Here is a 22313-nt window from a genome sequence, read left to right as displayed (position 1 = left end):
CCCCTCCAAGTAATAGTGTAACATCCATGTGTATACATGGTCTTTTTCACACTGTCTACCTAAAGGGGATAATATCAGGGTTGGTCTTTTTTGATTTTTGTGTAGGTTTGCAATAAAGTTTAACCGTTTTGAAAAAAGATTAACTGCTTATAAAAAAGTCGTACCGTTTTCAATCCTTTTTATTTCCAAGTTGATGTGATATATTTATAACAATTAGTGCGAAATACATCGCAAAGGAGAATTCACATGAAAAACAAACTGGCTTACTTGGGGTTTATTGGATTTCTAGGATTTCTAGGACTTTTAGGTCCTCATTCATTTTTAGGTGAAACATCATTTACATATTACTATTTCGCTTTCTTCCCCTTCTTTTTATATGCAAAAGTTATACCAGATGAACTTTTTATTCTACATGTTCGCATTGCTGCCACAAAGGCATTTTTCGTGGCATTAGTAATGGGTGTTTTACTAATCTTAAGTATCGTTATTTTTGCAAATGTACATGTAATCAGATTATGCGTTGTACTTGCAGTTGTAATACCATTAGGAACTTTTGTAATTAATTTAGAAATATTTGAACGTAGAGAAAAGAAAGGGATGCAAGATGCCACTTAAAACTCGAATGAAAGAATATAGGGTAAAGCTAAGTATGTCTCAAGAAGATCTAGCCAATGAGGTTGGTGTCCGAAGGGAAACAATTGGCAATCTCGAAAATGGAAAATATAATCCTTCATTCAAACTCACTTATGATATTGCGAAGGTTTTGAAAGCACCTATTGAAGTTCTGTTTTGGTTTGAAGAATAGGTTAGGTATAAGTAAATTGTTGTAATAGATATGTCTATGAGTTTTGATTAATCTTTTTTATAAAAACTAGATTCGGATTTCTAACAAAAGACTCCATTTTGATTAATCTTTTTTCAAAATGGAGTCTTCTTATTTACCATATAATATGGGTTTGTGGAGTTTTTTTGATTAAACTTTATTTCAAACCAACATTTTCTTCCATAATGAAGTATTTAATTACATTGAGTGTTGTTATTTATCCTTACATATGCAATGTTCTCAACTAATTGAAAGTCATTTTCTATTAATTGGGTAATAAATTCATTTGAATTATTTTGCTTATCAATTTTCTCTAATAATACAAAATCACCTAATTTATTACTTTCCTCAAATGGTAGGAGCCTGTTTTCAAGTATAACGTTTAGGATACCTAATTCGATATTAGAGAATGTATGCTGCTTTGTTAATTTATTTGCTAGATGAAATGCAATTAATTGAAGAAACTTTCTAATGTCATATGGGGTAGTATTATAATACTTATATCTATTTGCAAGTTCGTTAAGTACATACAATAGATGATCAAATTCCATAGAAGATAAGGCGGAAATATCTTCAACTGGGAGTTTAGGTTTCTTTTTTCTTCCAAACGGTACTTTGATACGATTCATTTCTACACTTCCTTATTAGTATTTATCTCTTCCCACTCACTTTTTTCTAAGTAAATCATTTTAATTTGACGTCTAAGTAATTGTGAAATGGTTTTAGTAACTATGGAATCATTTAATGGATTATATAAAGTTTCAACTTGTTGGGGATGTTCCATTACGAATATAATATGGTGCTTTGATCCAGTAGCATGAACTATTTCTCCTAAACTATTTGCAATAAGGGGATTATCTTTCTTTATATGAGCAATACAGTTAGGGAGGAAAGTTTCTAACAATTTGCTTGTTTCCCAAGTGATTTCAGGTAAAACAATATCTTTTGCAGTTTCCTTAGCTTTAGGATCGCGATAAATTTGAATGTTTCTGCGTCTTTGATTAGAAGTTGGTTCTTCTTTTTGTTTTTCTAATTCGTCTAAACGCTGATTGAATGCTGCGATGGTATCAAGTAAACTTTGTAACAACGTTTGATTAAGCTCACTGGAATCTTCATTTTCGATATTTTTGATATTCTGTTGGTTCGTTGATATTTCCTGCTCCAGCTGAAGTATCTTAACTAATGCGATTTCAATTAGTGTTGCTGCATATACAGAATTTTTTATTCTATACTGTACCGTAGTAAGCTCTTCAAGAATACTTGGAATCTTGGATAATGGTATTCGCTCAGCAAGATTTATAAAGGCATTATTATAAGTGGCCACTTTAAACATGTCAGTTTTTTGAGATAGATTGAATATCATGAGGTCTCTGTAGTAACCGATTAAATCGCTTAAAAAGAAATCCGCTTGTTTTCTCTCTAGGATAGTTTGTAAAGAATCCAAAGTGCTGGTTAAATCTTTCTGAGTTATATAATGTATTAGTTTTTCAATATCCTGAATAGCTACTTTACCAACGACAGTTGCAACATGCTCTATTGTTACATTATTTGTTGCGTATGCGATGACTTGGTCCATTATGCTAAGAGCATTTCTTAAACCACCTTCAGCTAATTGAGATATTAAATGTAATGCTTCGTCTGTAATTTGAATTCCTTGATCATTGGAGATGAATTTTAACCTGTCAATCATTGCTTGAAGAGGTATATTTCGAAATTCGAATTGTTGGCATCTAGAAATGATAGTTTTAGGAACTTTTTGTGGGTCTGTTGTAGCCAGTATGAAAATAACATGTGCTGGTGGCTCTTCTAATGTCTTTAATAGAGCATTAAATGCAGAGTTTGAAAGCATATGCACTTCATCGATAATGTACACTTTATATTTTCCTGTAACCGGTGCTAAATGTACCTGGTCTCGTATCTGCCGTATTTCTTCTACTCCATTATTACTTGCAGCATCAAATTCTAGAATGTCCGCGAATTTATTATTATTAATATCACTACAGTTGGCACACTTTTGACAAGGTTCACCATTACTTAATGGAGTTAAGCAGTTAACACCTTTTCCAATTATTTTGGCAACAGTTGTTTTTCCAGTACCCCGTGGTCCAGATAGAAGGTAGGCATGTGCTACTTTTTCTAGTTTAATCGCATTCATGATTGTCATTTTAATATGATCTTGCCCCACTAAATCATTAAAGCTATTTGGTCTATACGCACGGTATAGTGCAACATAATTACTCATTAATTTTCCTCCCATGAATATCAAATTTTATTAAATGGCAATCCTTTTAAACGCAAAAAAGCAGCCAAATGAGTAGAGTTACTGTTCACATTTGCATGTGTTAACTCAACCCAAAGGGCTGCTTTTAATTTAAAGAAGAAAAAACAAAAAGTAAAAAATTATAAGAATATTATAATTTTTTGTTTGGTAAAAAGGAAGATTAAAAACTTAATGAATCGATTTGATACTCATAATTCCACATATTACTATTTAGAGGAGTTATCAGAAAATTCTATTGTGAGGGGATTAAAAATGGGTGAATTATTTTCGATTACAAAAAACGACGGAAAAGAATCAATAGATTTATTTAAACATTACAGTGAGTGTTTTGAGGAAGGAGATTCTATAGGTCAAGATAAGATATCTGATGAATTATTTACAAAAGTGAAAGATGCTGTTACTCAGTATTGGTTAGAATCTACGGCTTCATTACCTGATGTTGTTGATTTGTACATTATTATATCTTTAATAGAAAGTGATTCACCGAAACACAAGAAAATAGTTACACGTTTTTTCAATGACTGTAAAATTTTCTTAACAGCGAAGGAAAAGAAACAGGGTAAACGAGGGGAAATCGATCGCTTGTTAAAAGAATATAGTAAACCACAAATGAAAGAAAGACTTCAAAAGAATTTAAAAGTCGCTGGTGAAATTGAGATAGCTCAATTACAAGCATCGTATGATCAAACAGATAATCAACAGAAGCAAATTAAAGATGTACAAGAAGTAATTGAGAAGTACGGAATGCATTTCACAATTTTCATCACTGCTTATATAAAAACTCAAGGAACTGATGATATGCATGATTTGTATTTAGAAGCTGCTCCATTCAGATACATTAACATTCTTGCAGAATTAGCAATATTTCATCAGGAGAGATATCCTAGTCAAGAAAAGGCTGAAGAGATTTCATTTAAAGAGGAGTGGAATAAACTTCAAAATAAGTTAAACGAGTATGAAAAAAAGCTTAATAAACAAGAAAAAATGTTAAATAAATACAAAATGGAAAATGAATATTTGAAAAAACAAAAAATCTCATCAGATGCTAAGGCATCAAGAGTTGTTAAACAAACAGAGAGGTCAGTAAATGAATTGATGACTGAGTTGGCAACTGAGGAGGAAATCAAGTCAGAACAACATAAAAAAGAAATAGAGTATTTAAATAAAACGATTGAACAAATGGCTCAAGAAATCATTCAATTGCAGAAAGAAGAAGAGCCGGAAGGAGATGTGCATAAGAATGATTTGTCAGGCAAGAAAGTGGCTGTAATTGGTGGGAATAAAGAAAGATACTATAGAGAGTGCGTTGAAAAATACAATGCAGAAATTATATTTGTAGCAGAAGATCAGCATCGTAAGATAGATAGTGCAGTTAAAAAAGCTAATGTAGTCTTTTATCTAACAGAATTATTGAGTCATATATATCATGAATTAATTATTCCAGCCGCAGCTCGTTATAACACTCCTATCCGTTTTGTAAATAGTAAGGGGATTTCAGCGTTTGAAAGTGCCTTGAAAAGATATGCAAATGAGTAAAATGTAAAGTGAACCGTATATTAAAGTATGATATAATACTTGTAATATATTTTTGAATTTTCTTTCGTTTATTAAAGATTATGCCCTTCGGGTAAAAGAACGCTGTACATCGTACATGCAATTCTTTTCCGGAGGGCTATTTTTATTTGTACAAAAGTATGAAAGAGAGGGAAAGTTTTGAAGACGTCAGAAAAACAAAGTGTATTTCTACCAGGAGGCTACTTTGAAGCGAAGGCCATACCTCAAACTCAGATAGCTGATATTTACACTTCTAAGGGATTGATTGCTGATAATGGACTTGATTCATTTTATCATTTTAGCCAAGAAGACTCCTTCCTCAAGGAACGTGAAGTGAGTAGGTGGGAGATGAATTGGCTTCGGACAAGGGATGGCAGAAAGTCATCTTAATTGTTCGACATACATAAACTGTTACTTCACTACCAAACGAACGTACGTTTGGTATATAATAGAATTATATCGAAATGGGGGTGAAATGAATGTTGATCAATAAAGCATATAAATTTCGTATCTATCCAAATAAAGCACAAGCGACACTAATCAATAAAACGATTGGTTGTTCCCGTTTTGTATTTAATCACTTCCTATCTCTATGGGATCATGCATATAAAGAAACAGGAAAAGGTTTGACATATGGTACATGCTCTGTCAAACTTCCTGCCTTGAAGAAAGAGTTTGTTTGGCTAAAAGAAGTCGATAGTATTGCGATTCAGTCATCTGTTCGCAACCTTGCGGATGCTTATACACGCTTTTTCAAAAAACAAAACAGTGCCCCGCGTTTCAAATCTAAGAAGAACAACGTACAATCTTACACCACAAAACAAACAAATGAAAACATTGCCGTTGTAGGAAACAAAATGAAATTGCCAAAACTAGGTCTTGTTCGATTTGCCAAAAGTCGTGAAGTAAAAGGACGTATTGTAAATGCTACGGTTAGACGGAACCCTTCTGGTAGATACTTTGTGTCATTGTTAGTGGAAACAGAAGTGCAAGAACTTCCGAAAACAAATTCTTACATTGGAATGGATGTGGGACTAAAAGATTTCGCCATTTTGTCAGATGGAACAACCTATAAAAATCCGAAGTTTTTTCGATTATTAGAAGAGAAGTTGGCAAAAGCACAGCGTGTTCTTTCTAGAAGAATGAAAGGATCTTCTCGCTGGAATAAACAACGAGTAAAAGTAGCTAGAATTCATGAATACATGGCAAATGCTAGAAAAGATTACTTGGACAAAATCTCGACTGAAATCATCAAAAACCACGATGTTATTGGTATAGAGGATTTGCAAGTATCGAATATGTTAAAGAATCATAAGTTAGCAAAAGCAATTAGTGAGGTATCATGGTCACAGTTTCGAGCCATGTTGGAATATAAAGCAAAATGGTATGGCAAACAAGTCATTGTCGTATCGAAAACATTTGCTTCAAGCCAATTATGTTCATGTTGTGGGTATCAAAATAAAGACGTTAAAAATCTAAACCTACGTAAATGGGAGTGTCCTTCTTGTCGTACACACCATGATAGGGATATTAACGCAAGTATCAATCTAAAGAATGAAGCGATAAGGCTTCTAACCGCAAGGACTGCGGGGTTAGCCTAATCAATTAGAGTTCGATAGAACTCTTTACTTAGGAACCCTCCACTTCTAAACAAAGTGAAAGTGGGGGTAGTTCAAGGCTGCACAGCATATAGTACGACAGGCTGTGATTTTCAAATTAAGGAGAAGATATTAGGAAAGAAAATATCTAGTGCACAAGTGAAAAAAATATTGAAAGATGGAAAAACAAACATGATTAAAGGATTTAAGAAAGGGGAGGATCTTTTCGGTGCTGTGTTGTCATATAACATAGCAGCTAATAAGTTAGAGTTTAACAAGCCTGAAATTAAAGAAAAGGTGGAAAAGAAGGAAAGAACCATTCAAATTTCAATTTTTAATCAACTGTAAAACGTTGAATCTGTTTTCATTGCAGGAAGAAATGAGGTTTTAAAGTGGAGAAAGCATTATTTAATGTAATTGGAATAACACTGGGGTTCTGTGTATTTATTACTGCGTGTTCAAAATCAGATACTACGTCTTCTAAATCTAATGAACTAAAAAGTGAAGTAGTTGAAAAGGAAAGCAGCAAAAAAGAACTTGAAAAAGAGGATACCAAGACATATGAATCGTTATTTGCTACAAATGCCCCGTTAATGACACAAGAAGGACCAGGTAAATACGCAAAGGAAAGGGCACTCTCATCAGAAGAAATGAATGAACTTAATCAGGAATTGATAAAATTACCAAAGGATTTAAGTGCAGAACAAATATACGTACAATTACTAAATTTACAAGCGCAAATTTATAAAGAAGCTGTAAGTAAACTGGAGGGAATTATCCCTGAATTAGCGATTAAAGAACAAAATAATGACAATGTACATTCTATAAAGCCAAAAGAAAAATCCCTGAATGTGGAGATTTTACTTGATGCAAGCGGTAGTATGGCTGGTAAAGTTAATGGTCAAGTTAAAATGGAAGCAGCTAAGAAAGCTATTTACAACTATCTTGATAAGATTCCGAATAATGCAAATGTAATGTTAAGAGTTTATGGACATAAAGGAAGTAATAATGAAAATGATAAAAGTTTATCCTGTGGATCTTCGGAGGTAATGTATCCATTACAGCCTTATAAAAAGGAGCAATTTAATGCTGCTTTATCCAATTTTGGTCCGAAGGGGTGGACGCCGTTAGCATCCGCTATTGAGTCTGTAAATGATGATTTTAAAGAGTATACCGGTGAGGAAAACCTAAATGTAGTATATATTGTGAGTGATGGAGAAGAGACTTGTGGAGGAGATCCAGTCAATGCTGCCAAAAATCTCAACCAATCTAGTACTCATGCAGTTGTAAATATTATTGGATTTGATGTGAAAAATAGTGAACAACAGCAATTAAAGAATACAGCAGAAGCAGGAAAAGGGAATTACGCGACAGTAAGTAGTGCTGATGAATTACACCAAACTCTTAATAAAGAGTATGAAAAACTATATAAACAATGGGGAAATTGGAAGATTGATCAATACTTCAGTCTGAATACGCAGTGGGCAGATTTATTTATGAATATTAAAAAGGCTCATATGGAGATTAATGATGTAATTAATAAAGAGCATTATAACTTAAAGAATAATATTTCTTACTTAAATGAGAAAGAAATTATTGATTATAATAAAAAGCTCAGTCTTGAAAAGCTAATTAAACTTCGCTTTGAAACACTGACTAGTTATTATAATGATAGAGAAAGGGAGTTAATAAATCTTATTACTGAAAATGAAAAGAAAATGAAACAACAATTGGAGCAATCTAAACCATAATAAAAGGGTGTTAAAATATAAATGATTGGTAGTTTATCATTTTAGCCACAAATGCCCCTTTCAAAGGGAACGTGTAGGGGCATTTCCCAGTAGATGGGGTTCGGACAAGGGATGGCAGAAGACCATCTTAATCGTTCGACATTTATAAAGTGTTACTGGATAATTTGTCAGGATTACTTCATCATCTATGGGATGTACGTTTTTATTATTATAGACATTTATTGAAAGGGTGGTGAAACGAATGATGATTAATAAAGCATATAAATTTCGTATCTATCCAAATAAAGCACAAGCGATTTTAATCAGTAAAACAATTGGTTGTTCTCGTTTTGTATTCAATCATTTCTTATTTCTATGGAATAATGCGTACAAAGAGACAGGGAAAGGTTTGACATATGGTATATGCTCTGCAAAAATTCCTGCCATGAAGAAAGAGTTTGTTTGGTTAAAAGAAGTGGATAGTATTGCGATTCAGTCATCTGTTCGCAACCTTGCAGATGCTTATACACGCTTTTTCAAAAAACAAAACAGCGCCCCTTGCTTTAAATCTAAGAAGAACAACGTACAATCTTATACCACAAAACAAACAAATGAAAATATTGCCGTTATAGGAAACAAAATAAAATTGCCAAAACTAGGTCTTGTTCGATTTGCCAAAAGTCGTGAAGTAAAGGGCCGTATTTTAAATGCTACAGTTAGACGGAACCCTTCTGGTAGATACTTTGTGTCATTGTTAGTTGAAACAGAAGTGCAAGAATTTCCGAAAACATATTCTTACATTGGAATGGATGTAGGGATAAAAGATTTCGCCATTTTGTCAGATGGAACAATCTGTAAAAATCCGAAATTTTTTCGATCGTTAGAAGAGAAGTTGGCAAAAGCACAGCGTGTTCTTTCGAGAAGAACACAAGGTTCTTCTCGTTGGAATAAACAACGGATTAAGGTAGCTAGAATTCATGAATATATAATGAATTCTAGAAAAGATTACTTGGACAAAATCTCAACTGAAATCATCAAAAACCACGATGTTATCGGTATAGAAGATTTACAAGTATCGAATATGTTAAAGAATCATAAGTTAGCAAAAGTAATTAATGAGGTATCTTGGTCAGAGTTTCGAGCCATGTTGGAATATAAAGCAAAATGGTACGGCAAACAAGTCATTGTCGTATCGAAAACATTTGCTTCAAGTCAATTATGTTCATATTGTGGGTATCAAAACAAAGACGTTAAAAATCTAAAACTACGTAAATGGGATTGCCCTTCTTGTTGTAAAAATCATGATAGGGATATTAACGTAAGTATTAATCTAAAGAATGAAGCGATAAGGCTTCTAACCGCAAGGATTGCGGGGTTAGCCTAATAAATTAGAGTTCGATAGAACTCTTTACTTAGGAATCCTCCTCTTCTAAACGAAGTTCAATAGGGGGAATAATATTATGAAAGTAACTGGTATTGTTCAAAAAGTTGATGAGTTTGGAAGCGGTGGTATTGATTACGATTAAAATCTCTTCTGCTTTGTTTGTCGATAAAAACATCTTGTTCGTCCGTGATATGTTGTTTCATTGCTTCGAGTTATCGATTTTTATTTTGATATTTCCTACTAACCCTTATATATCCATTTTTTTGTATTCAAAATAAAAAGCCATTTTTTCAAAAGTGTTTCTAATAAAATTTGAACAAAAAACTTCAAAAGGCGTCAATAATTATTTAGTACTTCAAAAGTTTGTTTTTTGACCTTTCGAAGTATTGAAACGAGTGGATTTTAAGATACTTCAAAAGGTGTACCTTTTAGGAGAGTTTTTGTTATGGCGTTTTGTGCGAAATTCAACAAAAAGAATTTATTATTGTTATAATATATAAACAATAACGATTAGAAAGAATATTAGGATTATAATTTAAAAGAAGTCAAAGTTCTTACGTATCAACCTTTAAAATTGAGAACTAGTAGTTGATTCGTAATAGTAATTAAATTTTAAAAAAGGGGTAGAAAAAATGAAGAATGAAATCAATAAGGTGAATGAATTGGTAATTACCGAAAGTGAATTAAATTTTGAAAGTATATATGGTAAGCCGTATTTTCCAAAAGAGTATGAAGAGGATTTAAAGAAAGCGAATTTATTATTAGTGCCGTATGAGGGGTTTAGGGATAATCAAAATCCTGTTTTTCCAGAAGAGACAATGCAATTCTTTGAATTTATAAAGGAATATAATGATGGGGAATTAATCGGTGATATTTGTATTTCAGATGATAATTATCTAGAACTTGAGTTACATGCTGATCTCATTTATTTAGCTAATATGGTACTTGAAAATGTAATTTTCCCAGTAGCTATACAATTAATTTCAAATTATATTGAAGGGAAATTACAAAAGAGTAAAACGGATTTGAAAATAAAAGTAAATATTACAGTTGTAGATGGAGAAACGTCCAAAAACATTTCTTACGAAGGGGATGCAGATAAATTTGAGGATACAATTAAAGCTGCGAATAGAATTAATAATTAAGTAGAAGGTGAGTCTTTTGGGATATCATGAAATATCTACGTATTTACAGCAATTCAAAGGTGTAAAATTGAAAATGAATATTTTAGAAGAACTTTCAAATTTAAAAAAGATTGCAGTTAATAAGGGGAACCAGGAGGAAGCGAAAAGTATTTGGTGTTTAGAACAAGTTTATAAAGTGCTAACTGATTATATTACTGCATATAAACATTTGACCGATAAAGAGTACTATAAAGCATGGTGCAAACTAGATTGTGCAGATAATAAATTACATTTCCTTCGTAGGCACTTAGATTATACAGGTGATAAATATAATCTTGAATTCATCGAAGAAAATATTTTGAAATTACAAAAGTTATTCCCGTACCAATACTTCTTAAGTAGAGAAACAATTGTCAAAAACTCAACATGTTCAATTTGTAATCAGGTTATTAAACTTAGAAATTCTTGTGACCATAAAGTAGGAGAAATATATAATGGTGAATTATGTTCTCGGATTATTGGTGAGATGAAACTTATTGGGATAGGCTTAGTTACTAATCCGTTTGATAAATATGCAGTCGTGTTTTTGGAGGATAAAGAGTATAGTTATGACATGCTTGAAACTCTAGTGGAGTATTGGAAAAGTCCTTATGAAGAGTGGGAGCTTCTTATCAGCGAAGAGTTAATAGAAGGATATAGGGATTTAAATAGAGATGATCTTTGTATATGCAATTCAGGTGAAAAATATAAAAAATGTTGCCTTAAAACAGGGGAAGATAAGTATAATCATTATAAGTTATTGTTTGATGTAAAAAGTCGAAAAGACTTTAAACCTATAAAAACAAAAATGATTAGTAACTGGAAAAATTAAATTGAAGAATGTATACTTCTGTTAGTGATTTTAAGGAGAAAAAATAAGTGCAATAAACCTAATAAAATCATAAAAAAGAACATGTGAAAATCACTACATGTTCTTTTTTTATGATTTTATTCTATTTTGTCACTTTACTCATAAGTTTGCCGCAGTTGTGTACAGAGATAATAAAGTTGTTTAATTTACAATAAAGTCGTTTAAAACATAATAAAGTTGTTTAAAAATCTAAGGTTTATTCAACAATTGGGCCAGATTGTTGAATAACAGTCTTTTAAGAAATGTTATCTAACGACGCTTGTGCAAAAATAATATTGTTGTTTAATTTACAATAAAGTCATTTGAAAAATAATATTAGTTGTTTAAAAATCCTTATTCCACAAACGGAGCAGGTTAGTGGAAGCGATAGTAATTAGGTTTGACTGGGAAAATTGTCGATGATATTAAAAAAGACACCGAAGTGTCTTATGTTTTTCAAATTAAGCATACCGATAAATTGAAATTTAATTACTTAACATTATGTTTATCTTGGGAGCGAGGTATTTTATCGGTGAGTGTATACAAACCATGTAATGCTTGCTGTTAATAATGCTGACGAAATCAAAGCTGTAAGAACACTATATGTTTGCCAAATAAGTATCGTTGACCAATCGAAAGCACAGCACAGTATACCCAGGGCAATCGTAGCGATCAGGAAAATAACTGTTACGATTATTCTCTTTTTTGTCATTGGCTGCCGCTCATTCGTTTTCCTTCTGCGTAATCCTAAGAGAAATAGGAGAACGGCCAATAGGAAAAGAATAATAGTGATAGACGACAAAATGATATCCAAAAGCTGTGTGCCGCTTATTTCATATGACTGAGTTAGATTGCCGTCTAGTATATCTTTAACTTTTAGTACCAGGTTTATATTGGTATTTGCGCCGTTGCTCAGCAAGCAGACGGCTGTTCGTTCATTTAGCAGTATGACTACTTCGGTTCTGAAATTTGGATTGCCCCCAGTGTGTTCTATAATCGTTTGGTCGGCGTTTACCGACCAGCCTGCCGCATAATACATATCGTTGACAGCCGAAACAGACATATCACCCCTATGTGATTTTTCGATAACCGTGTGAAATATTTCGGGTATGTCCTGCACAATACCCATCTGTATGCCCATCCAACGCGCCATATCTTTTGTATTAGAAATGATGTAGCCTGCGGGCTTATTCCCAGCATAATCCGGAGCTTTAAATGGAGTTGTCATAAAAAAGGAAGAACGGTAGCCCTGTGCCAACTGTCCAGTGGCTTGAGCATCTTCTTTATAAACATACGTCTGGTGAAGACCTAACGGCTGAAATACCTGTTCCCTCATAAAGTCTTCATAGCTTTGTCGCGACACAATCTCAATAACCAAACCCAATACGTCATAATTAACGGTTCCATAGTTATACTGTTCACCGGGAGGGAACGCCAATTCAGCATCTACGAGCATTTCCACAGTCTTTTGCAACATATCCGGTGTATTGCCTTGTGGAATACTTTGAGTATGCCTAATATTTGTTAGACCACTGGTATGGTGAAGAAAGTTATTTAGTGTAAGGCTTTGCATATCAACAGGTTTCCCTTGATACTTTAACGTAAACCAAGGTAAATATTTTTGGACAGGGTCAGTCATTGAGAGCAGCCCTTGCTCTTCCAATAGCATAATACCCATACCGGTAAAAGCTTTACTGACCGAGGCTAACTCATAGAGTGTATTTTCACTTGCAGACAACCCCTTTTCACGGTCAGCATACCCTGAAGAAAAGTAGAACACTTCATCATCAGCAAGTATTGAGATTGACATTCCCGGCACACCTGATATACGAGAGGCATCATCTAGCAACGCTTGTATTGCCGCAGATTTCGAATCAGACAACGCATAACTTTGTGTTGCGAATCCTGAGATTAATATAAATATCGTTAATACAAAAACAATAATCTTTTTCATAAACTCTCCTTTTTGAAAAATTATAATAGAATAATATAAATAACCTACTTTTACAACTACTAAACTAAATTTTAATTTATCTTTCTATTCACCTATATAATATCAAGTAATTGTGAAAAGTTACACTTAACGAACAGATGCGTTAGTTCAATAAGAAAAACGATCTTCAACAATCGGGCGCTATTGTTGAATAAACCTTAGATTTTCAAACGACTTTATTGTTATATTTTTGAGTAAAGTGAAGTATCTTATATCGAAAATTAAACAACTATATTTTAGCCCCATCCTAAATTTAGAACGGGGTTATGCTTGTTTTAGGTTTTAAAATTAAATAGCTTTATTGTCTTTTTACAAGTTGGAAGAATAAACTTGCCGAACATTGCTTATTTTAGAAGATATTCAACTAATTATCTAAAGAAAATGGAAGCATAACTTTACCGTGAGTTAATAATTAACCCATAAGTTTGCCGTTAGTTTATGCGGAATTTTATACATATGGAGTATAGGAAATAAAGAAACTGATAGCTTATAGCCACTGATATAACGGGATAAATAAGAAACTGAATATATAGGTGAAGAGGATGCTTCGCAGCATGTTAATAAGCCGGGGATTGTTGGTGAGGAGAACTTCTGATAATAGGACGTTATGTTAACCTTACATGAATATAATATGCAGTCCACATGTTATGTTTGCGATCTCACCAACATAACGCAAATTTGTACAATAAGGAATTATTAAGACAAATAATATTGATAAACAAACAAAAAGAAAAAGCGTGTTTTGAACAAAGATTGATCAAAACACACTTTTAGCTTAATAAGAAAACCCCTTATTCAAATACAACCATTTCTCCCACATCTATAAACCCAAATCGCTTATAGATATTTTTCCCATCATCTGAAGCCTGTAATACAACTGCTTTTTGTTTATCCTTTGTTTGAGTTAGAAGAAATTTAAACATTTCACTGCCAATTCCTTTACCTCTAAATGGCTCTTTTGTCATCACATCATAAATACCATAACTATCTTTGCTTTCTATTAATAAACCAGTAGTTACAGGCATTTCATCTATGCATCCAATAAACATTTGAACTTCTGAACCTAATTTCATTTGTGAAAACTTATTAAAATAACTTTTTAATGCATCTTTTTCTGGTGTACCTTCAAATAAGCTCATGAATACCTCTATATATTTTAAAAGTTCTTCATTATCTTTCACATTAGTAATCATAAGCTGATGGGAATTTCTTTGACCAACATTAAGAGTATTTTCAAGTTTCATCATTACATTACGTTCCGCTTCTTTTAGATCATATTCTTGCATAAGTTTTGTCCAATCCTCGGTTAAATACTGAGCATCAATCCAAATACTAAAGGGATATTTTTCATGAGAAAAATTATTAATTCCATGTCTAATCTTAGCTGCATTTTTGATACTTGGAGATTTCGGCACTACTACATTGAATGTATCAGTAGGAATTCCTGTATTTGCTATGACGAAATCTTCTTCTTTTATAAGTTCTCCACTAACTGTATGAGTAAATACTTTTAATTTTTCTTCTAAATTATTTATTACTAATTGTTGATTTGTAATCATGTTTTTGCACCTTTCAATTCAATTTAGCGCGCTTTTTTTATTATAAGGTCAATTAAACACTAAATATACTGTGTTCACAGTATTTACATCCTCCCATAATATTCAGAAAACTATAAAGGGATTTACATTTGGGATTATATATATGATATACCCATCCAATTCCAAAACCTGTAGACGAAGAATAATCCGTAGAACTTCCAATAACGAGAATTATGTAACCTACTAATGATGGTCTATTGAGCTATCTTTTTTGTTGTGTGCATATTAGAAGTATAAGTTTGCCACAAACAAAAAGAACCATAAGCTTGCCGTTCCGGCAAACTTATGGTTCATATCACATATTTTGTTACTTATAAGTAATGTATACTTTAAATATATGTTACTTATAAGTAATGAGAGGAGCGGCTATGATGTTATTCATGTTAGAGGAAATTATGACACCAAGAGAAGCATGCGATCGTTGGGGGATTACACAAGAAGCGCTACGGATGAAACTGAAGAGAGGTAAAGATAGTAAATTAGTAGATGAATTAATTAAGGGTGGGAAAATTAAATACTATAAGCCTGAAGGGAAACAACGTGGAGAATGGATTTTAACGGTAGAAGCTATGGGTTTGCTCTTTCCTAAGAGAAAGGAAAGATGATAAATGGATGTTATATAATAATGCATAAGTATTCGATAAATTGTTAGTGTCTATATTATAAATGGGGGGCTTGAAATACATGGACAGTGTATTGCCTATTGGAACGAAACATGGATGTTTTACTATAATCGGTGGTTTTGAAGTATATCAAGAAGAAGTTGCTAAAAAGAAAATTGCGGATTTAGAACAAGAAAAGCAAAAGTTTATAAATGGGGAAAGAATTACTGGGAATAATTTTGAATCTGTAGATGCTTATGATAGAACCATACAAGATTGGAAGTCTTACAAGAAATATCAATGTAAGTGTAAATGCGGAAAAGTACATTATTTAGTTGAGAATATGTTATTAAGAAAAAGTTATAGAGATTGCGGGGAGAGTTGTGCGGTAAAGCAGGAACGTGAGAGAAAAAAGATAGCTTCATATCCTAGAGTAAAAGATGAAAGTTATGATATTGATTATTTATATACCACACACGAATCATTAGAGGTATTAGAATGTATTGATGAAAATTATGAAGGGAAACCTATTATATTTCATAAAGGAAGAAGAGGAAAGGAAGGTGGTAAGTGTAAAGTATATAAGTTATATAGATGTCGTTGTTATTTATGTGGTAATGAATATCAATTTAAGTCAGCAGATTTTGAGATAAAAAATGATGGATACGGATCTAGAGCGAAAGATGGATATTATTGTAATGCTTATTGTGGCTGTCATAAGATTTCATCATTTCAATGGCGAACTATAAAAATACTGAGAGAAAATAATGTTGCATATAGAGTCGAAGTTGAGTTTCAAGACTTATATGGTGTAGGGCAGAAGAATTTATTGCGTTATGATTTTGCTGTTCTTGGTTCAGATAATAGCATTAAATATCTTATTGAGTGTCAAGGTGAACAGCATTATAAGCCTGTAGCCGAGTTCGGTGGTGTTTCACAATATGATTCTCAAGTAAAGAATGACGAATTAAAACGTGCCTATGCGAATAAACAAAATATATCTTTATTCGAAATTCCATACACTTGTAATACATACGAAAAGGAAAAAGAATTCCTTAAAACTGCTGGAATTCTTTAATTGCATATTTTCAGTATAGCGTAAAATAGAAAAGTCGATTCCTTTAAAGATTCGGCTTTTTTATTAGAGATATTTTATTTTGCATCTATTATATTAGAAAATTGCAGTTTCATTTTATTATAAAAAGCATCGGTACATATGACAGCGCTATTTTGCTGGTCGATACCAACAACAGTCATGTAGCTAGAAAGTAAATAACCATCTTCATAATATGTAATTAGTATTTCTTCTTCAGATAACAAAGAACATAACAACATGTTCTCGTTCAGTTCTTTTTCTTCATCTGTTAAGGTCGGCCGAGTTACTTTGTTTTTCTCCTTAACAATTTCACGTATACCGTCAAATTGAGATGTTAATGCGGCGAACGGAGTCCATTTGACCATTTTTCTCCCTTTTGGCATATTAGCGTTATTCTTTTTTATATAAAGGTTACTTGTAATAATTCCATTAAACTTTATTTTAAATCTACATGAAAGTGTTTTCATTATAGGCCTGTTTACGTCTAAAATAGCGTTGTTTAATAAATGAAATTAATGACATTGAATTATATTTCTTCTCGATATGTGAGAGGATATTTAGATAAGTATCTATTTTTTTGTTATAGCTTTCATTTTGTTTACTTAGAAATGTGAAACACATCTCAGTTATTTTACCTTCAGTATTTGTACAGAACTTATGAAATTCATTTCTTTCTACTTTTAGATTAAAGAAACCGTTTTTTACGATAAATCCAACTTTAGTATAAAAACCTATTAGATACTTTTCATCGAAGGCCGTACTAATCATTCCATTAAAGCGGAGTTCATAACCAGGATAGCTAAAATATGTCCATCTGTATATGGAGTATACCATAGCAGTTCCAACCCCATTTCCAATATGATTTGCATCTAAACTGGTAATAGTAATTTCAATTTTGTTTTCTGATTGATCTTTTTGAATACGACATGAAGCAGTTCCGACCCTTGAGTTATTAACAAGGTCGTGAAATTGCATGTCGAAGGAAATATACTGAAACTCACATCGTTCACTAATACTAGTAAATGAACATTTTAATTTTTAGCCATTAGTAGTCATTATGATTGGAAGTGTAGTCAACATAGAATAAATTACACCCTTTCTACATAATAGTTAATCCTGCGATTTTTGATTAATGAAACTCCCAGTATAAAATTGGGCGAGGCAAAGAAGATAGGTGGGAGATCAACTGCTAGCAAAAGTCTGACGGATTCAGCTGAATATATGAACTTAAGGACACATGAGTCCAACTTAATGTAATAAAAAAGAGCCATATATGATGGTATGGCTCCTTTTAAGTATTAAAATGTTTCTCCATGTTCCCTCATTACGTAATGGATAGAGCTATCCTGTACTTTTGGTGCAAATGTTTCTCCATGTTCAGCATTTTGAGTAATGTTGTTTGAAGTGAAGCTAAATCCGAAAACGGCTACTAATCCTAGAGTGATACCTAAAACTTGAATTACTTTCTTCATTATTTTAGTGCCTCCTTTTTACGTAGTTTTTCTTCGGCTTCGTGTGACTTAAAGAAATATTGATTTGCTTTATCTTGTTGGTTAGATGAGTAGAATTTTAAAGCCAATTGTTTCGAGTAGTCATGAACGAACCCTAATAAACCTTCTTGTTCAAAGTACTCAATTCCTTCTGCGATTGTATTTTCGGACTTTTCTGTAGATTCTTTCGAGTTTAGTGCGCTTAATATTGAGAAGTGGTGTTTATATTCCGTGTTATTGATACGATTGCATGCTTCTAACCCAGTTTCAATAAATTTTAATGACTCTTCTGTATTTCCGAGTTTGTAGTTTTCTCTTGCAATAAGGAAAATTGCTTTATAACTCTTTTCTGGAGTATCGATAGCTGTTGTTAGGTTTCGTATAGCTGCTTCTGAAAGATCTTGCTCAGCATATAGAAAACCTAAGTTATGTCTAACTTTAAGGCCTAACATGGTGTTGTGTTTTTTTGTAACGATATCTAAAGCCTTAATAAAATATTCTTCCGCATATTCATATTGTTTAAGTGATGTACATGTTAATCCAAGGATATTATTACAAGCTGCTATATTAAGTTCATATCCTGTTTCAGGTTCGAAGAATTTTAAAGCACGGTTTGCATACTTCACTGCTTCTAATGGTTGTCTTACCTGATAGTAAAAAGCAGCCACTTTATAATAGAATTCAGCTTTCTCAATCTCATCAGGGATATTTGTGATTAATTGTTTTGCCTTATCGAAATACTCACCAGCTTTTTTATATTCTCCAATTTCTGTGTTATGAATTGCCTTAAAGAAGTTGTAATAATAATTTAAAAGTTCTTCACTAGGTTTATTAAAATCTTCAATTTTTTCAAGCGATTTTTTAGAGCCTTCATAATCTTTGTTTAACATATTATGTCTAAACTCTAATAAAGAGTAATATAAAAGTACGTTTTGATTTTCTTCAATTTTATCAATCTTATTTTTTATTTCTCCAAATAAATTAGTTGATTTTTCATGATCTAGTTCACGAATAGAGTCATGCCATTTACTTAAAAGCTCTGAAATTTCACTTAATGTTACTGTTGCAGCTCCCATATAAAACCCTCCTATTATATATTGTGCGATTTCTCATTATTGTATCAAAATTGTTAATATTTAGGTATCTAGAAAAATATTTCTCAACAATATTCTATTGACTTCTACAGAAAAAATTAATATTTTCGAGTTTCCCAGACTGCAATATCCATAAATAAACTTAAAAATTTTTTTCATAAAGATAATTGGGCTACTAAGCAGAATAAAGAGCGAGATAATTAAATGTGATTTAACTTTGAAATTTACGCGTGGTTCTTTTTAAGTATTGAGAGTAGGTTAATATTGTTTTACGGTTACTTAGTTTCGTAGAATTATTTGTATATATTTAAAGTGAAGGACAAGTTACAGATAGTAACCTGTTAGATAAAGAGTTGTTTTTATATTTATAATTAAAGGGGGGATCTGTAGAAAAGTGAATTTAGTTTTGTATGCGATTCTCATGATAGTTATAGCAATAATGTTTAATCTAGGAATTCTGTTTTGGGAAAGAGTAAGGAGAAATTACAAAAAGCAACATTTGCATAATACTAATCTTAAGAAAAGGGAGAAATGACATTTGTCTATTTTTGATAGATTATTATTTTTTTATGTTTTAAGCATGGTTGCTTTATTATTCTGTGATGTTTTAGGAATTAATGTGTTTTTTAGTTTTTCTACAATGATAATAAATATGGTTTGTTCATGTTATCTATATATTCATTATGTGAAAAGAAGGAATAGAGAAGTCCATTATGTAGTTTAAAGTAACTGGTAGAAATTTGTGAACATACTTAGTAGCCAATTCTGAGAATAATAATTGTGGGGGAAAAAGATGAAATGGGGAATAGAAGCAATAAAAAGTTATGAATTAAATTGTAATGGTTTAGAACGTTTTACTTTTTTAGGGGAAGAATACCAAAGTACCAATTGGAGTTACTTATCCCTCTCTCATCTTCAAAATTTCCTGGAAACATCGGGTTTGGATAGAGATATGATTTTAGAACTGCTGCCAATTAATTTTAAAGGCATTGTATGGAATTCTCTCGAAAGCGAGGACTTGGAATTTCTAAATACTTTAACGAACCCTAATAGATGTTTGGAAATTTTAGATAGGTATAACTTAATGGATTCTGCAGCAGCTTATACACCAAGCATGGAATATAAACTGAGATGGTTAAAAGAGCGCTGGGTGAAAGGATATTATGTTTTCGCCAACTGTTAAGATAAGACTTGAATAATAGAAAGGAGGATATTATTGAGAGGCCCAACTCATGTAGCAGCAGGAGCAGCTTTCGCTTTAATTGCACATAATTATGCGGGAATTGGGGATGACCCATATTTATTAACGGCTACATCAATAATTGGAGCATTAATACCAGATATTTGTCATCAAGGATCTACTTTAGGAAGAAAAATACCTTTATTATCTTGGGGTAACAATAAAACTTTTGGTCACCGAACAATAACACATAGTCTAATCTTTTTGTTTGGTATAACGGCATTTCTTAAGTACCTAGTTCCCCAGTACCCCATAATATATATAGGAATGTTTATTGGAGTATTAAGTCATTTAGTGTTAGATGCCCTTACTCCAAGTGGGATTCAATTGCTTTATCCTTTGAAAATGAAAATAAGATTTCCGATATATACAAGAACAGGAAGTATGATTGAATATATATTTTTCTTTTCACTTATTGTAATTGACATAACTTTAATTGGAGGTTCTTTTAAAATTACATGAAAAATAGGGAAGAAATAAAGCACTCGAACAGCTATTTAATGTTCAAGTGCTTATTTTATGTAGAGTCTAGATTTTAATTAATGATGGGATAACTTTATATCTTATTTATACAAATTATGATATGGTACAATATGTTAATTAATTACAATTTTTTTCTAAGGGGATGGGGCATAGTGAAAGCAAAGAAACTAGTAACGTTTGCGATACCGTTCATGCTATTGGCAGGTTGTGGTACCGATAAAACAGACGCAAAGCCAAAAGAAAAAGTAGAATCTAAATCAGAAACGAAAGAAAAGCTGTCAAAAGAGAAGTATCCAACTCGAATGACTGGTTTATCTTCTGAGTTAGTGCAGAAAATTACAGTAATAACTGAGATAGCTATGGATAAAACTAAAAAGGAAACTGACTTAAAGAAAGAAATTCTAAAAGAAGAGTCTGAGTTGCAAAAGATTATCGCTAAGTTTAAGAAGATAGACCCACCAAAAGAGTTTGAAGACGCTCATAAAGAGATTTTAAAAGCAGTAGACTGTTATAGTGAAGCCTATGCACTTCAAGTAGAAATTATGAAGGGTAAAGGAAAAGTAACAGACGAAGATAGAGAAAAGTCTAAAAAGTCAATGGACTTGATTAATGAGGGTAACAAGTACTGGCATAAAGGATTCGACCCTATTGAATCCCATAATGAGAAGGAAGCAAAAGCCTTAGGTTTCGATGTAGATACAAAGACCGACTCTAAGTCGTCAACTACTTCTGATAATGGTAACGTACAAATATCCGCAGACGGTAACGAGTTAATCGGTTCTTGGGGTAGTTACAAAGGTTCTGAGTTTCGTAAGGGTTTAGACTTTAGACAAGATAAGTCATTCACGGCTTATGATGACACTGGTAACTCTTCTTATGAAGACAACCATATGACAGGAACATGGTTATACAATAAAGACAGTAATAAAGTAACTTTGATTCCTACTGAGTTTGTTAAGGACGGTAAGAAGATAGATGCTAGACAAATGAATGCGGTAGTAGATTATACTGTTGAGTTCTTGAGAGCAGGTTCTTTAAGAATGGTAGATAGTAAAGGTAACAAATTAGAAGTAGAGAGACAGAAGTAAATTTGAAATAAAGTCGAACTGTTTATAAAAAAAGCTGAAGCACTAGATTCCTTTGTATAAAAGGAATCTTTTTTATGCTTATTTTTAATTATAATATTCTTATAGGGTAATAATTTTGTTACAAGTAATGAGGCAAAAGACGAAAGAGGTGTTGATTGGAAATAAAGTTTATTTCCAATCAACAATATAACTAATATGTATCGGAGAGAAATTCAATAGATTTAAAAAATTAGTGATTAAATTACA

Annotated in this window: 22 protein-coding genes and 2 pseudogenes; 15 read left to right on the top strand and 9 right to left on the bottom strand. The window is 32.2% G+C overall.

Annotated elements, in window-relative coordinates:
- Positions 1 to 246 precede the first annotated feature (246 nt).
- Both JDS82_RS19080 and JDS82_RS19075 read left to right on the top strand, forming a co-directional pair.
- The gene (locus tag JDS82_RS19080; protein ID WP_199713758.1) at positions 247 to 615 is read left to right on the top strand and encodes a DUF3796 domain-containing protein; all 369 of its coding nucleotides are present in this window, start codon (positions 247 to 249) and stop codon (positions 613 to 615) included.
- A complete protein-coding gene (locus JDS82_RS19075) occupies positions 605 to 805 on the top strand; it encodes a helix-turn-helix transcriptional regulator (protein ID WP_001128818.1) in 201 nt (66 codons plus the stop codon). The genes JDS82_RS19080 and JDS82_RS19075 overlap by 11 nt, the downstream gene beginning before the upstream one ends.
- A gap of 212 nt (positions 806 to 1017) precedes the next feature.
- Here JDS82_RS19075 and JDS82_RS19070 read toward each other — a convergent pair whose 3' ends face one another.
- Together JDS82_RS19070 and dnaX are read right to left on the bottom strand one after the other, a co-directional pair.
- A complete protein-coding gene (locus tag JDS82_RS19070) occupies positions 1018 to 1452 on the bottom strand; it encodes a hypothetical protein (RefSeq protein ID WP_001079848.1) in 435 nt (144 codons plus the stop codon).
- Positions 1453 to 1454: 2 nt separating this feature from the next.
- Positions 1455 to 3065: a DNA polymerase III subunit gamma/tau gene (gene dnaX / locus JDS82_RS19065; protein ID WP_199713757.1), complete on the bottom strand. Its 1611-nt coding sequence runs from the start codon at positions 3063 to 3065 to the stop codon at positions 1455 to 1457.
- Between the two features lie 291 nt (positions 3066 to 3356).
- Here dnaX and JDS82_RS19060 point away from each other — a divergent pair, with 291 nt between their 5' ends.
- The 6 genes from JDS82_RS19060 to tnpB (JDS82_RS19035) all read left to right on the top strand — a co-directional run bounded on the left by JDS82_RS19060 (position 3357) and on the right by tnpB (JDS82_RS19035) (position 9370).
- Positions 3357 to 4640, top strand: a complete 1284-nt coding sequence (locus JDS82_RS19060; protein WP_199713764.1) for a DUF2325 domain-containing protein — start codon at positions 3357 to 3359, stop codon at positions 4638 to 4640.
- A 177-nt stretch (positions 4641 to 4817) separates the two neighbouring features.
- A complete protein-coding gene (locus JDS82_RS19055; RefSeq protein WP_223266047.1) occupies positions 4818 to 5048 on the top strand; it encodes a hypothetical protein in 231 nt (76 codons plus the stop codon).
- 89 nt (positions 5049 to 5137) lie between these two features.
- Positions 5138 to 6259 (top strand): IS200/IS605 family element RNA-guided endonuclease TnpB, encoded by a 1122-nt coding sequence (gene tnpB, locus JDS82_RS19050; protein WP_106075323.1) that lies wholly within the window; start codon positions 5138 to 5140, stop codon positions 6257 to 6259.
- Positions 6260 to 6319: 60 nt separating this feature from the next.
- Positions 6320 to 6604: a topoisomerase C-terminal repeat-containing protein gene (locus tag JDS82_RS19045; protein ID WP_223266048.1), complete on the top strand. Its 285-nt coding sequence runs from the start codon at positions 6320 to 6322 to the stop codon at positions 6602 to 6604.
- 44 nt (positions 6605 to 6648) lie between these two features.
- Entirely contained in the window at positions 6649 to 8007 is a 1359-nt protein-coding gene (locus JDS82_RS19040) for a VWA domain-containing protein (RefSeq protein WP_199713756.1), read from the top strand.
- 241 nt (positions 8008 to 8248) lie between these two features.
- Entirely contained in the window at positions 8249 to 9370 is a 1122-nt protein-coding gene (gene tnpB / locus JDS82_RS19035) for an IS200/IS605 family element RNA-guided endonuclease TnpB (protein WP_199713755.1), read from the top strand.
- Positions 9371 to 9495: 125 nt separating this feature from the next.
- Here tnpB (JDS82_RS19035) and JDS82_RS30200 read toward each other — a convergent pair.
- Positions 9496 to 9639, bottom strand: a pseudogene (locus JDS82_RS30200) (recombinase family protein); the annotation flags it as partial.
- Positions 9640 to 10002: 363 nt separating this feature from the next.
- On the opposite strand from JDS82_RS30200, the gene JDS82_RS19030 reads away from it, so the two are divergent.
- Entirely contained in the window at positions 10003 to 10515 is a 513-nt protein-coding gene (locus JDS82_RS19030) for a hypothetical protein (protein WP_199713754.1), read from the top strand.
- Between the two features lie 16 nt (positions 10516 to 10531).
- Positions 10532 to 11365, top strand: a complete 834-nt coding sequence (locus JDS82_RS19025; protein WP_199713753.1) for a YecA family protein — start codon at positions 10532 to 10534, stop codon at positions 11363 to 11365.
- A 544-nt stretch (positions 11366 to 11909) separates the two neighbouring features.
- Here JDS82_RS19025 and JDS82_RS19020 read toward each other — a convergent pair.
- Together JDS82_RS19020 and JDS82_RS19015 are read right to left on the bottom strand one after the other, a co-directional pair.
- The gene (locus JDS82_RS19020; RefSeq protein WP_199713752.1) at positions 11910 to 13337 is read right to left on the bottom strand and encodes a serine hydrolase domain-containing protein; all 1428 of its coding nucleotides are present in this window, start codon (positions 13335 to 13337) and stop codon (positions 11910 to 11912) included.
- Between the two features lie 830 nt (positions 13338 to 14167).
- Positions 14168 to 14935, bottom strand: a complete 768-nt coding sequence (locus JDS82_RS19015) for a GNAT family N-acetyltransferase (RefSeq protein WP_199713751.1) — start codon at positions 14933 to 14935, stop codon at positions 14168 to 14170.
- Positions 14936 to 15345: 410 nt separating this feature from the next.
- Between JDS82_RS19015 and JDS82_RS19010 the strand changes: the two genes are divergently transcribed.
- The gene (locus tag JDS82_RS19010; protein WP_199713763.1) at positions 15346 to 15579 is read left to right on the top strand and encodes a helix-turn-helix domain-containing protein; all 234 of its coding nucleotides are present in this window, start codon (positions 15346 to 15348) and stop codon (positions 15577 to 15579) included.
- Positions 15580 to 15658: 79 nt separating this feature from the next.
- Complete coding sequence (locus JDS82_RS19005; RefSeq protein WP_199713750.1) at positions 15659 to 16654, top strand: hypothetical protein; 996 nt, start codon at positions 15659 to 15661, stop codon at positions 16652 to 16654.
- A gap of 74 nt (positions 16655 to 16728) precedes the next feature.
- Here the strand turns inward: JDS82_RS19005 and JDS82_RS19000 are convergent, their stop codons facing one another.
- From JDS82_RS19000 to JDS82_RS18990, 4 genes and pseudogenes are all read right to left on the bottom strand, one after another.
- Positions 16729 to 17037 (bottom strand): YolD-like family protein, encoded by a 309-nt coding sequence (locus JDS82_RS19000; protein ID WP_242474918.1) that lies wholly within the window; start codon positions 17035 to 17037, stop codon positions 16729 to 16731.
- A gap of 82 nt (positions 17038 to 17119) precedes the next feature.
- Positions 17120 to 17752 (bottom strand): annotated as a pseudogene (locus JDS82_RS29815) (GNAT family protein).
- 218 nt (positions 17753 to 17970) lie between these two features.
- Positions 17971 to 18144, bottom strand: a complete 174-nt coding sequence (locus JDS82_RS18995) for a hypothetical protein (RefSeq protein ID WP_000755959.1) — start codon at positions 18142 to 18144, stop codon at positions 17971 to 17973.
- Positions 18144 to 19238, bottom strand: coding sequence for a Rap family tetratricopeptide repeat protein (locus JDS82_RS18990; protein ID WP_199713749.1), 1095 nt, complete (start codon positions 19236 to 19238; stop codon positions 18144 to 18146). The genes JDS82_RS18995 and JDS82_RS18990 overlap by 1 nt, the downstream gene beginning before the upstream one ends.
- 811 nt (positions 19239 to 20049) lie before the next feature.
- On the opposite strand from JDS82_RS18990, the gene JDS82_RS18985 reads away from it, so the two are divergent.
- The 3 genes from JDS82_RS18985 to JDS82_RS18975 all read left to right on the top strand — a co-directional run bounded on the left by JDS82_RS18985 (position 20050) and on the right by JDS82_RS18975 (position 22067).
- A complete protein-coding gene (locus JDS82_RS18985; protein ID WP_074651321.1) occupies positions 20050 to 20439 on the top strand; it encodes a hypothetical protein in 390 nt (129 codons plus the stop codon).
- Between the two features lie 33 nt (positions 20440 to 20472).
- Positions 20473 to 20958 (top strand): metal-dependent hydrolase, encoded by a 486-nt coding sequence (locus JDS82_RS18980; RefSeq protein WP_199713748.1) that lies wholly within the window; start codon positions 20473 to 20475, stop codon positions 20956 to 20958.
- Between the two features lie 173 nt (positions 20959 to 21131).
- On the top strand, positions 21132 to 22067 hold the full coding sequence (locus tag JDS82_RS18975) for a DUF7018 domain-containing (lipo)protein (RefSeq protein WP_000644860.1): 936 nt from the start codon (positions 21132 to 21134) through the stop codon (positions 22065 to 22067).
- Positions 22068 to 22313: the final 246 nt, after the last annotated feature.

The sequence above is a fragment of the Bacillus cereus group sp. N14 genome, assembly GCF_016483555.1.
Taxonomy (GTDB): Bacteria; Bacillota; Bacilli; order Bacillales; family Bacillaceae_G; genus Bacillus_A; species Bacillus_A wiedmannii.
This window is presented reverse-complemented; position numbering and strand designations above follow the sequence as displayed.

Coding starts and splice junctions, on each gene's coding strand:
- JDS82_RS19080 (WP_199713758.1), top strand. CDS start 247: ATGAAAAACAAACTGGCTTACTTGGGGTTTATTGGATTTCTAGGATTT.
- JDS82_RS19075 (WP_001128818.1), top strand. CDS start 605: ATGCCACTTAAAACTCGAATGAAAGAATATAGGGTAAAGCTAAGTATG.
- JDS82_RS19070 (WP_001079848.1), bottom strand. CDS start 1,452: ATGAATCGTATCAAAGTACCGTTTGGAAGAAAAAAGAAACCTAAACTC.
- dnaX (WP_199713757.1), bottom strand. CDS start 3,065: ATGAGTAATTATGTTGCACTATACCGTGCGTATAGACCAAATAGCTTT.
- JDS82_RS19060 (WP_199713764.1), top strand. CDS start 3,357: ATGGGTGAATTATTTTCGATTACAAAAAACGACGGAAAAGAATCAATA.
- tnpB (WP_106075323.1), top strand. CDS start 5,138: ATGTTGATCAATAAAGCATATAAATTTCGTATCTATCCAAATAAAGCA.
- tnpB (WP_199713755.1), top strand. CDS start 8,249: ATGATGATTAATAAAGCATATAAATTTCGTATCTATCCAAATAAAGCA.
- JDS82_RS19030 (WP_199713754.1), top strand. CDS start 10,003: ATGAAGAATGAAATCAATAAGGTGAATGAATTGGTAATTACCGAAAGT.
- JDS82_RS19020 (WP_199713752.1), bottom strand. CDS start 13,337: ATGAAAAAGATTATTGTTTTTGTATTAACGATATTTATATTAATCTCA.
- JDS82_RS19015 (WP_199713751.1), bottom strand. CDS start 14,935: ATGATTACAAATCAACAATTAGTAATAAATAATTTAGAAGAAAAATTA.
- JDS82_RS19010 (WP_199713763.1), top strand. CDS start 15,346: ATGTTATTCATGTTAGAGGAAATTATGACACCAAGAGAAGCATGCGAT.
- JDS82_RS19005 (WP_199713750.1), top strand. CDS start 15,659: ATGGACAGTGTATTGCCTATTGGAACGAAACATGGATGTTTTACTATA.
- JDS82_RS19000 (WP_242474918.1), bottom strand. CDS start 17,037: ATGGTCAAATGGACTCCGTTCGCCGCATTAACATCTCAATTTGACGGT.
- JDS82_RS18995 (WP_000755959.1), bottom strand. CDS start 18,144: ATGAAGAAAGTAATTCAAGTTTTAGGTATCACTCTAGGATTAGTAGCC.
- JDS82_RS18990 (WP_199713749.1), bottom strand. CDS start 19,238: ATGGGAGCTGCAACAGTAACATTAAGTGAAATTTCAGAGCTTTTAAGT.
- JDS82_RS18985 (WP_074651321.1), top strand. CDS start 20,050: ATGAAATGGGGAATAGAAGCAATAAAAAGTTATGAATTAAATTGTAAT.